At 66.3% G+C, this 10803-nt stretch carries 17 protein-coding genes and 1 tRNA gene; 7 read left to right on the top strand and 11 right to left on the bottom strand.

Annotation, left to right across the window (positions count from 1 at the left end):
- The first annotated feature begins 159 nt into the window (after positions 1-159).
- The 4 genes from KQ304_RS11070 to KQ304_RS11055 are packed head-to-tail and all read left to right on the top strand — an operon-like array spanning position 160 to position 3102.
- Complete coding sequence (locus KQ304_RS11070) at positions 160-1266, top strand: DNA-processing protein DprA (protein ID WP_311133904.1); 1107 nt, start codon at positions 160-162, stop codon at positions 1264-1266.
- Positions 1267-1275: 9 nt separating this feature from the next.
- Positions 1276-2292, top strand: a complete 1017-nt coding sequence (prmC, locus tag KQ304_RS11065) for a peptide chain release factor N(5)-glutamine methyltransferase (protein WP_259737142.1) — start codon at positions 1276-1278, stop codon at positions 2290-2292.
- Positions 2292-2936, top strand: coding sequence for a Sua5/YciO/YrdC/YwlC family protein (locus KQ304_RS11060; RefSeq protein WP_259737141.1), 645 nt, complete (start codon positions 2292-2294; stop codon positions 2934-2936). The genes prmC and KQ304_RS11060 overlap by 1 nt, the downstream gene beginning before the upstream one ends.
- A gap of 31 nt (positions 2937-2967) precedes the next feature.
- The gene (locus KQ304_RS11055; RefSeq protein WP_259737140.1) at positions 2968-3102 is read left to right on the top strand and encodes an MYXO-CTERM sorting domain-containing protein; all 135 of its coding nucleotides are present in this window, start codon (positions 2968-2970) and stop codon (positions 3100-3102) included.
- Positions 3103-3127: 25 nt separating this feature from the next.
- Here the strand turns inward: KQ304_RS11055 and KQ304_RS11050 are convergent, their stop codons facing one another.
- The 11 genes from KQ304_RS11050 to minD all read right to left on the bottom strand — a co-directional run bounded on the left by KQ304_RS11050 (position 3128) and on the right by minD (position 8665).
- Positions 3128-3790: a Na(+)/H(+) antiporter subunit B gene (locus KQ304_RS11050; RefSeq protein WP_259737139.1), complete on the bottom strand. Its 663-nt coding sequence runs from the start codon at positions 3788-3790 to the stop codon at positions 3128-3130.
- Positions 3787-4323 (bottom strand): hydrogenase subunit MbhD domain-containing protein, encoded by a 537-nt coding sequence (locus KQ304_RS11045; protein WP_259737138.1) that lies wholly within the window; start codon positions 4321-4323, stop codon positions 3787-3789. The genes KQ304_RS11050 and KQ304_RS11045 overlap by 4 nt, the downstream gene beginning before the upstream one ends.
- On the bottom strand, positions 4320-4631 hold the full coding sequence (locus KQ304_RS11040) for a monovalent cation/H(+) antiporter subunit G (RefSeq protein WP_259737137.1): 312 nt from the start codon (positions 4629-4631) through the stop codon (positions 4320-4322). The genes KQ304_RS11045 and KQ304_RS11040 overlap by 4 nt, the downstream gene beginning before the upstream one ends.
- Positions 4628-4876, bottom strand: a complete 249-nt coding sequence (locus KQ304_RS11035) for a hypothetical protein (protein WP_259737136.1) — start codon at positions 4874-4876, stop codon at positions 4628-4630. Before KQ304_RS11035 ends, KQ304_RS11040 begins: the two co-directional genes overlap by 4 nt.
- Positions 4873-5292 (bottom strand): Na+/H+ antiporter subunit E, encoded by a 420-nt coding sequence (locus tag KQ304_RS11030; protein WP_259737135.1) that lies wholly within the window; start codon positions 5290-5292, stop codon positions 4873-4875. The genes KQ304_RS11035 and KQ304_RS11030 overlap by 4 nt, the downstream gene beginning before the upstream one ends.
- The gene (locus KQ304_RS11025; protein ID WP_259737134.1) at positions 5292-6758 is read right to left on the bottom strand and encodes a proton-conducting transporter membrane subunit; all 1467 of its coding nucleotides are present in this window, start codon (positions 6756-6758) and stop codon (positions 5292-5294) included. The genes KQ304_RS11030 and KQ304_RS11025 overlap by 1 nt, the downstream gene beginning before the upstream one ends.
- A complete protein-coding gene (locus KQ304_RS11020; RefSeq protein ID WP_259737133.1) occupies positions 6755-7132 on the bottom strand; it encodes a cation:proton antiporter subunit C in 378 nt (125 codons plus the stop codon). The genes KQ304_RS11025 and KQ304_RS11020 overlap by 4 nt, the downstream gene beginning before the upstream one ends.
- 22 nt (positions 7133-7154) lie before the next feature.
- Positions 7155-7226 (bottom strand) — tRNA-Thr (locus tag KQ304_RS11015).
- 12 nt (positions 7227-7238) lie between these two features.
- Positions 7239-7439: a response regulator transcription factor gene (locus tag KQ304_RS11010; RefSeq protein ID WP_259737132.1), complete on the bottom strand. Its 201-nt coding sequence runs from the start codon at positions 7437-7439 to the stop codon at positions 7239-7241.
- Between the two features lie 80 nt (positions 7440-7519).
- Positions 7520-7825 (bottom strand): cell division topological specificity factor MinE, encoded by a 306-nt coding sequence (gene minE, locus KQ304_RS11005; RefSeq protein ID WP_259737131.1) that lies wholly within the window; start codon positions 7823-7825, stop codon positions 7520-7522.
- Between the two features lie 6 nt (positions 7826-7831).
- Positions 7832-8665, bottom strand: coding sequence for a septum site-determining protein MinD (gene minD, locus KQ304_RS11000; RefSeq protein ID WP_259737130.1), 834 nt, complete (start codon positions 8663-8665; stop codon positions 7832-7834).
- A gap of 10 nt (positions 8666-8675) precedes the next feature.
- Here minD and KQ304_RS10995 point away from each other — a divergent pair, with 10 nt between their 5' ends.
- Genes KQ304_RS10995 through KQ304_RS10985 form a run of 3 tightly spaced genes read left to right on the top strand, consistent with a single transcriptional unit; the run spans position 8676 to position 10701 of the window.
- Positions 8676-9698 carry a phosphatidylserine/phosphatidylglycerophosphate/cardiolipin synthase family protein gene (locus KQ304_RS10995; protein ID WP_259737129.1) on the top strand — a complete coding sequence of 341 codons (1023 nt, stop codon included), beginning with the start codon at positions 8676-8678 and terminating at the stop codon, positions 9696-9698.
- Positions 9695-10267 (top strand): chromate transporter, encoded by a 573-nt coding sequence (locus KQ304_RS10990; RefSeq protein ID WP_259737128.1) that lies wholly within the window; start codon positions 9695-9697, stop codon positions 10265-10267. Before KQ304_RS10995 ends, KQ304_RS10990 begins: the two co-directional genes overlap by 4 nt.
- Entirely contained in the window at positions 10264-10701 is a 438-nt protein-coding gene (locus KQ304_RS10985; RefSeq protein WP_311133903.1) for a chromate transporter, read from the top strand. Before KQ304_RS10990 ends, KQ304_RS10985 begins: the two co-directional genes overlap by 4 nt.
- Positions 10702-10803: the final 102 nt, after the last annotated feature.

Below are 10803 nucleotides of genomic sequence, written 5' to 3'. Positions count from 1 at the left end.
CTGTCTTTTTCGCGGAGCTCCAGATCTGGAGGTCTCTCTGCCGCATGTGTCTGCTCCAGTGGTGGGTCCTCTCCCGGCCCATGGAATCACCCCGGCTCGCTCAGTTCCGGGCCGGATCTGGCTGCCGGCCGGAGCTGGGCTGAGCGGCGGCAGTGGTGGTTGCTCTGGAGCCGTTGTCCAGGCCTGGGTTGGCGCCGCCTGGGCGAGCTGGAGCGGGCCTGTGGTGGGCTTGCGGCAGCCTGGGGCACCACAGCCGATGAGCTGGCTGGCCTGAACGGATTCGGGCCAGGAGTGCTCGCCAGCATCGAAGTTCACCGTCAGAGCTGGGGTCAGGATCCTCTGGGAGAGGGTGGCTGGCCCGCCCAGGCACCACGGCGGGTGCTCGTGCCAGGGGATCCCGCCCGCCCCGCCTCCTTGAATCAGCTGCAGCGGCCGCCACTGGCTCTGCACTGGGCCGGGCGGGGATCCCTCTGGGCTCCCCTGAGGCGGCGTCAGGCGATTGCGGTGGTCGGCACCCGCCGCCCCTCCCCGCATGGGCGAGCCATGGCCGAAGCGCTCGGCGCCGCCCTGGCCGGGGCTGGCTGGCCCGTGGTCAGTGGCCTGGCGGAGGGCATCGACGCCGCCGTGCACCGCGGTTGCCTGGACTGGGGCGGGCGCCCCATCGGCGTGCTCGGCACTCCGCTTGACCGTGTCTATCCACGCCATCACCACGGGCTTCAGGCGGCTGTGGCCCGCCATGGGCTGCTGGTGAGCGAGCACCCCAGAGGTACCCCTGTGCGCCGGGGGCATTTCGCCGCCCGCAATCGCCTCCAGGTGGCCCTGGCTCAGGCGGTGGTGGTGGTGGAGTGCCCCGAGTCGAGCGGGGCTCTCCACTCCGCTGCCCTGGCCTGGGAGCAGGGGCTGCCGCTTTGGGTGGTTCCCGCCGATGCCGGCAAGTGCTCAGCCCTGGGCAGCAACCGCCTGCTGGCCCAGGGGGCGAGTCCGCTGCTGGCGGCCTCTGATCTGATCGCTCAGCTGGGTGCCGGGCCCCTGCTCGGCCGTGAGGCCACCTCCACGGCCGCTCCCCTTGATGCTCCACCCACCGCTGCGCCTGATCAGGCCCTGCTGGCCGCCCTCGGCCAGGGGGCTTCGCTGGAGCAGTTGGCCCAGGTGCTGGGGCGCTCTGGGGCTGAGCTGGCCACCCAGTTGCTGCACCTGGAGTTGGCGGGCCGCGTGCGCGCTGAGCCAGGCCTTCGCTGGCGCCCTGCCCCAGGCTCTTCAGCCTAAATTCGGGCCATGTCAGCCCTCCAGCCCCTTCCCAGCGCTGTGCTCCCGCCGCCTCCCTCGCCGCCAGGGTCTCGGGCCCCAGGCGGGCTGATCACAGGAACTGCACTGCTGACCTGGCGCCGCCAGCGGCTGGGGGAAGGGGGTCGAGCCGCCGACCTCGACTGGCTGCTCGACCTCGGAGCCGGACTGCGCTGGACGCAGCTGCAACGGGTCTGGCTTGATCCCGCTGCGGCCGTGCGCCTGCATGCCGGGTTGGAGGAACTCACTGCTCTCTGGCGGCAGCATCTCGAGTCCCATACCCCGCTTCAGTACCTGGTGGGGGTGTGCCCCTGGCGGGAGTTTTCCCTGGCGGTCTCTCCGGCTGTCCTCATTCCCCGCCAGGAAACGGAAGTGCTGGCCGATCTGGCAGTGGCCCTGGCCCAGGTCCTGCCGAGCCCGGCTCACAGACCCCTGACCTGGGCGGACCTCGGCACCGGATCCGGTTGTCTGGCTCTGGCGCTGGCACACTCCTTGCCCCAGGCCCGGGGCCTGGTGACTGATTGCTCGCTCCAGGCCCTCGAGCAGGCCGCGGTCAACTTCCAGCAGGCTGCCCTGCTGGATCGGCTCACGCTGCACCCGGGCCAGTGGTGGGACCCCCTGCGCGTCCACTGGGGTTCGCTGGATCTGGTGGTGAGCAATCCTCCCTACATCCCCACGGCGGTGCTTGAGGCGTTGGAACCGGTGGTCAAGGAGCATGAGCCGCATCTGGCTCTCGATGGAGGGCCGGACGGGCTCGATGCGATCAGGGTGCTGGCCGCCGGAGCCCGGTCGGCCCTGGCCCCTGGCGGCTGGTTGCTGCTGGAGCACCACCACGACCAATCGGAGGCCGTCACTGAGTTGCTCCTCTCCGGCGGTCTGGTGGAGGTGACCTCCCACCGCGATCTTGAGGGGCGCTGGCGCTTTGCCCAGGCCAGGCGAGCCATGCCAGCACCCAGCCACAGGCCCGGGCCAGCGGGGCCTCAATCCGACAGCGCCGAGCAGCCGTGATGGATTCATCTCCCCCCCAGCCATCAGCCTCGGGTGGCCGGGCTCAGGGCCTGGCTGCACTACCTCTGGCGGAGTGGATCCTGGCCGGTGGTGCGGCGATCTTCCCCACCGACACCCTGCCGGCCCTGGCGGCCCTGCCCGCCGCCGCCGAACAGATCTGGGCGCTCAAGGCGCGTCCGAGCAGCAAGCCACTGATCCTGATGGGGGCCGAGCCAGAGGCGTTGTTTGCCGCACTGGAGTTGCCACCGCTCCCCCGCTGGCTGGAGCTGGCTGAGTGTTATTGGCCTGGTGCCCTCACCCTGGTGCTGCCGGCCCGGGGCGCGGTGGTGGCGGCCCTCCAGCCTGGAGTGGTGGCAGCCGAAGCCAGGCTTGGTCTGCGCATTCCAGCCTGCGAGCGGGCCCGGGAGCTGCTCCGCCACACCGGTCCCCTGGCCACCACCAGTGCCAACCGTTCCGGGGACACTCCCTGTCTCACGGCCGCCGCCGCCGCCGCCGCCTTCCCCCATCTGCCACGGCTGGCGCCCCAGCCCTGGCCCCCGGCTTCAGGAGAGGCCAGCACGGTGCTGGCTTGGCGCTCGGCCGGAACCTGGCAGCTGCTGCGCTCCGGTGCTGTGATGCTGGATCAGGATCTCCTTCGTCCCTGAGGCCGCCATGCTCTGGCTGGTGCTGGCTGTCTTGGCCATGCTTGTTCTCTCCAACACCTTGATTGAGCCCTGGTTGATCTGGGCGACCCCCGAGGAGGGATTGCACGGCTGGGGTTGGGCCGCTCTGGCGTTGCTGGGCTTTCTGCTGGCAGGGCGACGGACCTGAGCCCGGCCGCTCTCGTGGAGCAGGCCTACAGCAGGCCGCGATAGCGCACAAACAACTGAAGGATGGCCCAGGAACCCAGGGTCACCTTGATGGCCACCAGAATGTTGAGCAGGGGAATCCAGCCTCCGCTGGCCAGGCTGCCGAAGTCTCCGTCCGGCGGAGCCAGGCCGGAGAGGCTCAACTGGGCCAGGATCAAGAAGATGATCACGGCCACCTTCTCCCAGGTGCCTGCCCGGTAACGCTTGTAAAACGCTGCAGTGCGTTCGGCCGAGCCACTGATCACCAGCAGGCCGATGGCGGTGCCACCGGCGACCCCCGCCCCAAAGCCCCCTCCTGGGGAGAGATGCCCGCGCAGGGCCAACTCCACGGCCACCAGGGCGCAGACGGTGGCACCGAGTTGGCAGAGCACCAGGGATGGGGCGTCTTCCATGGCCAGAATCGAGCGGGCCGGCGCTTCACCACTCAGCAGCCTCTTCACCCCCAGGGCCGCGAGGCTGAACACCACCACCTCTCCCACCGTGTCGTAGAGCCGGGTGTTGAGGATGATCCCGGAGACCACATTCGGCACCGCCGTCTCCCTGGCGATCGACGCCACGATCGATGTGGCGGCCGGCAGGGTGATCGCCTGATCCAGCAGGGGTAGCGCGCAGAGCAGAGCGGCGGCCAGCACATAGAGCACGGTCCTCACGGCAAAACTCCTGCTCCGGAAGAGGCCACTGGCCTGAGGGGAGCAATCGTGCCGCCGGCCAGCCGCCAGGCCCTGGCCCCCTCCAGGCTGAGCAGCTGCTCCAGCAGTCGCCCTGAGCGGATCTGGAGCTCTCCATCACCCCCCAGCTGGCCATGGAACAGCCCCTCCCCAGGAACGTCGATCACCTCGAGGCGAAGAAAGGCCTGCTGCAGCCAGGGCTCCAGCAGGGCTCGGCGCTCACTGCCCAGCAAGACCCCCTCCGGCAGAGCCAGACGGAACACCATCGATGAGCGCAAGGCGATGGCGTAGAGCGTGGTGGAGAGCAAGGTGCCCACCAGGGCTTCGGTGAGGGCCACATCGGCAGCCCCCAGCAGGGCATAGAGCAGGGTGGCGATCGCGCCGATGATCCCGCGCAGTACCAACGTCTGGTACGGGTTGCGCTGAAGCACCATCAAGATGGCGGTCAAGGGCAGCAGGGCCGCGATCGGCAGCAGTTGGGCCAGGTTCCCGCCCGGATCCAGGGGGATGCTCATGGCGACGGCTCAGCACCATCCATCATCGGAACCGTGCGACGGCGGGAGCAAAAACCGAGCACGTAGCCGAACAGCGTGTTCCAGATCACCAGGGAGAAGAGAGCCAGGCTCAGGACGGGCCACTCCGCTGGCTGCAGCACCAACAGGCCGAGCACGATCAGCGCCGAACCCAGGGTGTCGGCCACCGACAGGCCATGGAGCTTGGCCAGGTAGCTGGAGCGGCCCAGCAGAGGCCAGGTTCCGATCAGCCAGAACATCAGGCCGCTGGTCAGCAGCAGTCCGCTCACGACGGTGGTGAGCATGGTCATGGCTCCATCTCCCGCAGCAGGTTGGCCAGCAGCATCACCCCCGCATTGCCCACGCTCAGCACAATCACGCCAACGACACCGATCATCCGGTCGCCGCGGGCCACATCGAACACCAGCAGCAGGATCGAAACCTTGGTGGAAATGCTGGCGAAGGCCGCCAGCCGGTGCCAGAGATCCGGGTTGCGCAGCACCACCAGCACCGGCATCAACAGCGCCAGCACCATCCCGTAGACCAGCAGCATCATGTTGGCGGCTCCTCCACCAGCTCATGCACCAGGTAGCTGCCATCGGCGCGCTGGCCCAGGGCGATCGTGAGCGGCGTCAGCGTGATCCTGAACACCTCCAGAAACACCACCAGCGCGGATTGGCTCCCGGAGCCTTTCAAGCTGGTGAGCCGCTCCAGCCGGTGGGGCCTGATGGTCATCGTCACCGCTTCGGCGTAGGCCTGAGGAATCGAGAGCAGGACGGCCCAAAGGGAGTGCAGCAGCAGACCCGGGCTAGCCAGCCTTGAGCGAGCCCGGGGCAGGACCATCGCCAGGATCAGGCCCACGACCATGTTGAAGCGCCCCACATTGGAGGTGAGCAGCAGCCAGATCCCCAGGCGGAACCCTGTCGTCAGTCCCCAGCTGGCCACACGGCGTGCACTCAGGCGACGGTTCATCACCACGAGAGCATCACCACCAGAGCGGTGCCCATGATGCCCATGCCGCCGATCAGGTCGTCGAAGCGCTCCAGGTCCGGCAACTTGATCTGCGGTCTCAAGGGCCTCATCAGCCTGTGCAGGGCCCAACCGGCCAGCAACACCCCCAGGGCTTTCAGCAGTGAGCCCGTTTTGAAGCTGGTCAACCAGAGGGTGCTGTCGCTGCCCAGCAACGGCAGACCATTCCCCAGCACCAGGGCGACCACCAACAGCGCCACCCCCCAGGGGAACGGGCTGGCGGCAGGAACCTGTCCTGCCGCCAGCCGTTGGATCGGACTGGCCCAGAGCCGCATGTACACCGCGGCCGTGCCCACCGAGAAGATCGTTACCAGCAGCACCGGCAGGGGGCCCAGCTGCTGTTGGAGCTGCTCCTTCGCCAGGTATCCCACCAGCAGGGGACAGCCGGCGATCGAGAGGGCCGCCAGCCGCATCGGCAGAGCCACCGACCGGGGCAGGGGCATCTCGGGCCAACTCGCGAGCTGACGGCTGGGGCAGCGGCGTGTCAACAGGAACAGGCAGGCTTTGGCCAGGCCGTGACCCAGAGCGAAGAGGCCGGCTGTCACCGGGGAGATCACCGCCAGGCCGATCTGCGAAACCGTGCTCCAGGCCAGCAGGCGCTTGACGTCGGTCTCCAGCAGAGCGAAGACCACGGCGAAACCGGCGCTGGCCAGCCCCAGCCAGAGCATGGCCGTCGCCAGCGACGGGGTCGCCTGGGAGATCCTCACCAGCGGAGCCGCTCCAGCGGTGATCACCACCCCCGAGAGCAGCGCCGACACCTCAGCCGGGGCCTCGGCATGGGTTCGCGGCAGCCACAGCCCTGAGATGAACAGCCCCGACTTCGTCAGCAGCCCCACCAGCAGCAGGGCCAGGGCGCCGGTCGTGGTTTGGGCGACCCCCTCAAAAGAGAAGGAGCCATGGCTGGCCTGCACCTGGGCACAGCCGATCAGAAAGAAGAGCAGGGCCGTGCTGCCCACCATCAGGTAGCGCAGGGCAATCCACATGGAGCGGAATTTGTGGCGGTCGGCGATCAGCAGGAAGGCGCAGAGGCTCACCACCTCCAGGGCCACATAGAGGCTGATCAGGTCGTGGCAGACGAGGGCCGAGTTGATCGAGCCCAGCAGGGCCATCACCAACAGGCAGAAGCTGGGGTCGTCGTGGCTGCGGCCCCGCTCCAGCAGCACCGCCGCACTCACCAGGGCATTGAGCAGCAGAAAGGGGGCGATGAATCCATCCAGCAGCAGTGATACGCCGGAGGGACCCACCAGCTGGATCAGGATCGGCTGGGGATCGAGGCTCAGGGCCAGGCCTGCCGCCAGCGTGGTGCCGCAACAGAACAAGGCCATCCACCAGCCCAGTTTCGGCTGCAGTGCCGAGCTGAAGGCCAGCAGGAAGGGCAGCAGTAACCAGCCGATGATGAGGCCATTCATGCTTCGGCGGCCTCCTCAAGGGCCTCGATCTGCAGGCTGGGCTCCCGCTGGGCCAGGTGGGTGATCACCACCAGCAAAAGGGCCTGAATCGAAAACCCGATCACGATTGCCGTGAGAATCACAGCCTGGGGAACGGGATCGGCAAAGGCGGCTACCGGGGTTGAAGCGGAGCTGGAGCTCGCGACGAGGATGGGAGTGCGCACGCCACTGCGGGCGGCCAGCAGCACGAAGAATCCGATCACCCCCGTGCTCATCACATCCAGCGCCAGCACCTTGAGAAAGAGGTTGCGTCGCAACAGCAGCCCCAGAAATCCAGCCAGCGCCGTGATCAGCACCAGGGCCTCGATCAACAGCGCAGGGGTGAGGGAGGGCAAGGGGATGGGGGCGATGGCGGCAAGCCGGCTAACGGATTTGAACCGATGGCCTTCGCTTTACAAAAGCGCTGCTCTACCACTGAGCTAAGCCGGCAAGGCGCTGAGCTTATCGCTCGCCCCGCGCCCAGAGCAGCAGCTGAGATCGATTGCAGCAGCCCGCCTTCGCCAGCAGGCTCGACACGTGACTCTCCACGGTCCTGGGACTCAGCACCAGCTCGGCCGCGATGGCCTTGTTGCTGAGGCCGTGCACCAGCCAAGCCAGCACCCGTTGCTCGGCAGGGCTTGGAGAATGCTCCTCCAGAGACATGGTTCACTCTTCAGCTGTTCAGCTTTGAGGATTCCCCGCTGGGCAGCTTCTGGACCCGGTTGGAGCGCTTGACGACTGGCTCAGACCGCGGCCATGGAGGGATCGCTATCGGGGGCCGGCGGCTTGGGGCGGGCCCGCTTGATCGGCAGGTTGGCCACCAGAGCGGTGACGCGGTCCTCGGTTTCGAGGCTCACGTCCCCTTCCTCCAGATCGATCTCCACATAACGGGAGACCACCTCGAGAATTTCGCGGCGCATCTGCTCCAACAGCTCCGGATTGAGGTCGCTGCGGTCGTGGGCCAGCACCAGTTGCAGCCTCTCGCGGGCCAGGCCCGCACTGGCCGGTTGACGACCGAGCAGCCTGTCGATGAAATCGCGCAACGTCATCGAGGCTCAGAAGATTTTGGTGTGCATCAGGCGCCCCAGCTTGGCGCGCAGGCCCTGGCCCTCTTTGCTGGGGTCGATCAGGGGAACCTCTTCACCACGCAGGCGACGGGCCACGTTGGTGTAGGCCTGGGCTGCCGGTGAACGGCTGCCGTTGAGGGTGAGCGGCTCGCCCCGGTTGGTGGAGACGATCACCTGCTCGTCTTCCAGCACCAGACCGAGCAACGGCAGGGCCAGGATGTCGGTGACATCGCTCACGGAGAGCATCTCCTGGTTGGCCATCATCCGCGGCCGCACCCGGTTGAGCACCAGCTGAATCGGCTCAATCTCACGGGTCTGCAGCAGACCGATCACCCGGTCGGCATCGCGCACCGCCGACACCTCCGGGGTGGTCACCACCAGGGCTTCGCGGCAGGCGGCGGCCGCGTTCTTGAAGCCGTCCTCGATGCCTGCAGGGCAGTCGATCAGCACGTAGTCGAATTGCTCCGTCAGCAGACCCGCGATCTTTTTCATGTCCTCGGGCGTCAGCCACTCGAGCATGCGTGGATTGCCGGCCGGCAGCAGCGAGAGGTTGGGCTCCTGCTTGTGTTTCACCAGGGCCTGCTCGAGGCGGCAGCTGCCGGAGAGCACCTCCTGGGCGGTGTAGACGATCCGGTTCTCAAGCCCCAGCAGCAGATCAAGGTTGCGCAGGCCGAAGTCGGCGTCGAGCACGGCCGTGCGTGCCCCCTGCTTGGCCAGGGCGATGCCCAGGTTGGCCGTGAGGGTGGTTTTGCCAACACCACCCTTGCCGGAACAGATCAGAATCGCTCGGCTCTGTGTGCTCGTCACGGGTTTGCCAGACATGCCTTTGATTATGCCCCCCATCCCCGGTGCGCCCCCGCTGGATCAGCCCGGATTTCAGCAACGCCTGCTGGTGATGCCCGACGACGGCCTCGAAGCCGTTGTGAATTTGATCGATCAGGCCAGTGAGCAGTTGCTGCTCAAGCAGTTCAAGCTGCAGTCCGAGGCGCTGGTGGAGGCGCTGATGCGGGCCCATGTACGGGGGGTGGTTGTTCGTGTGATGCTCAATCCCCACACCTCAGGTGGGGACCGCTGGAATGATCAGACTTTCGCCAGGTTGCAAGCGGCAGGCCTGGATGTGTCGTGGACCAGTGACTCCTTCCCAGTGACCCATGAGAAGTCGATGGTGGTTGATGATCATTCGGTTCTGATCGCCACTTTCAATTTTGCAGATAAGTATTTCACCCAGACGCGTGACTATGCAGTGGTCAGTACCTCCGCTGCTGTGGTTGAACAGGTGCGCACTGGCTTTGAAGCCGACTGGCAACGTTCTTTCTTCGAGCCCAATCTGAAGGTTGGTCTGGTCTGGAGTAGCCATCACAGCCGTGGACAGATGGCGCGACTGGTGGATTCTGCCGAGCGCACACTCTGGATCCAGCATCCCAAATTTGTTGATGCCGTTATTCTTGAGCGGATCATCTCAGCCCGCGAGCGGGGCGTGAAGGTGCGCGTGCTCTGTGGCGGCAAGCACGGAATCAGCGACTGGGACATCTTCGACACCTTCGCTTCCCTGCGGTTGATGGACCGCTTCGGCGTCAAGGTACGCCGGCAGAAGCATCTCAAGCTCCACGCGAAGCTGATCCTTGTGGATGGGGTTTCCGCCCTGATCGGTTCAATGAACATCGACCGCAGTGCTTTTGACCTGCGCCGGGAGCTGGGCATCGAAACTGATGCCACTCAGGTGGTGTCACGCCTCAAGGAAACCTTCAAGCACGACTGGGATCTTGCGAGTAAGTATCGTGCGCCTGATCCCCTGGATCCTTCTCAGCACGAGAGCGGCGAACTGCCCCCCGACCCTCATTTCGTTCACGAGTGACCAACCTCTCACCGCCGCCCAACCATCGTCAGTTGCTGATCGGCATGGCCCAGGTGGCCCTCTCTTCCTTTGGTGGGGGCCTCTCGGCCTGGAGCCAGCGCATCGTGGTCGACCAGCGACGCTGGATGAGTGATGAGGAGTTCCTCACCGGCCTGACGGTGGCCCGACTCTTTCCCGGACCCAATCAGATCAATATGGCCGTATACATCGGCGCCCATTTCCAGGGATTGACTGGGGCGATGGCTGCTCTGGCTGGCATTCTGCTCACTCCATTCAGTCTGCTGATGGCGCTGGGTCTGATCTATTTCCAGGTGCATCAGATCCCGGCGGTGGATCGGGTCTTGGCCGGAGTGGTGGCCGCGGCAGCCGGGATGGCCCTCTCGATGGGATTCAGGATTCTCGGCAGTTACTGGCGCGACCCAGTCGCCCTGGCCCTCGCGGTTGCCACCTTCTTGGCTCTGGTCGTGCTTCAGGTGCGTCTGATTCCCCTGGTGCTGTTGGCAGGGCCAGTGGCTATGGCCTGGTATTGGCCACGGCCAGTCTCACCTAGGGGGGGGACTTCGAAATGATGGAGGCCTGTACTCAGCTACGCCAGGGAGATTGGGGCCAGTTGCTAGAGGTCATCGGCACCTTTCTTTCTTTGTCGCTTTTTTCCCTGGGGGGTGGAAACACTCTGTTGGCGGAATATCACCACATCAGCGTCGATCAGTACTGCTGGCTCACCCCCTCGCAGTTCGCTGATCTCTACGCGCTCGCGGAGGCGGCTCCGGGACCCAGTTCAATGATCGTCGGTCTGCTGGGTATGGGGGCCGCCTGGCGCGAAGGCCCGCTCTGGGCGCTGTTCAGTGCCTATGCCGCCGAGCTGGCGGTCCTGCTGCCCTCCACCTTGCTGATGGTGCTGGCCTGCCTGAGCTGGAACAGGCTGAAGGATTCCCCCTGGCGCCTTGCTTTTGAGAGGGGGATGGCGGGACCTATCAGGGAAGTTGTCCGCTCGGGGTGCTGAGCTGAGCACCGAGATGGACTGTACTGCGAGTTGAGGTTCAGGGGCCGCACGGCCGGGGTGTTGTTGTCATCGATGGCTGTCTTCGGTCGGGGTTGGGGCGTC

Source organism: Synechococcus sp. CS-1329 (assembly GCF_025128055.1).
In the GTDB taxonomy this organism is placed as follows: Bacteria; Cyanobacteriota; Cyanobacteriia; order PCC-6307; family Cyanobiaceae; genus Regnicoccus_A.
This window is presented reverse-complemented; position numbering and strand designations above follow the sequence as displayed.

Bases quoted from the DNA above. Each gene is read 5' to 3' on its own strand.
- prmC (WP_259737142.1), top strand. From the start codon at position 1,276: ATGTCAGCCCTCCAGCCCCTTCCCAGCGCTGTGCTCCCGCCGCCTCCC.
- KQ304_RS11060 (WP_259737141.1), top strand. From the start codon at position 2,292: ATGGATTCATCTCCCCCCCAGCCATCAGCCTCGGGTGGCCGGGCTCAG.
- KQ304_RS11045 (WP_259737138.1), bottom strand. From the start codon at position 4,323: ATGAGCATCCCCCTGGATCCGGGCGGGAACCTGGCCCAACTGCTGCCG.
- KQ304_RS11040 (WP_259737137.1), bottom strand. From the start codon at position 4,631: ATGACCATGCTCACCACCGTCGTGAGCGGACTGCTGCTGACCAGCGGC.
- KQ304_RS11035 (WP_259737136.1), bottom strand. From the start codon at position 4,876: ATGATGCTGCTGGTCTACGGGATGGTGCTGGCGCTGTTGATGCCGGTG.
- KQ304_RS11030 (WP_259737135.1), bottom strand. From the start codon at position 5,292: ATGAACCGTCGCCTGAGTGCACGCCGTGTGGCCAGCTGGGGACTGACG.
- KQ304_RS11025 (WP_259737134.1), bottom strand. From the start codon at position 6,758: ATGAATGGCCTCATCATCGGCTGGTTACTGCTGCCCTTCCTGCTGGCC.
- KQ304_RS11010 (WP_259737132.1), bottom strand. From the start codon at position 7,439: ATGTCTCTGGAGGAGCATTCTCCAAGCCCTGCCGAGCAACGGGTGCTG.
- minE (WP_259737131.1), bottom strand. From the start codon at position 7,825: ATGACGTTGCGCGATTTCATCGACAGGCTGCTCGGTCGTCAACCGGCC.
- minD (WP_259737130.1), bottom strand. From the start codon at position 8,665: ATGTCTGGCAAACCCGTGACGAGCACACAGAGCCGAGCGATTCTGATC.
- KQ304_RS10995 (WP_259737129.1), top strand. From the start codon at position 8,676: ATGCCCCCCATCCCCGGTGCGCCCCCGCTGGATCAGCCCGGATTTCAG.
- KQ304_RS10985 (WP_311133903.1), top strand. From the start codon at position 10,264: ATGATGGAGGCCTGTACTCAGCTACGCCAGGGAGATTGGGGCCAGTTG.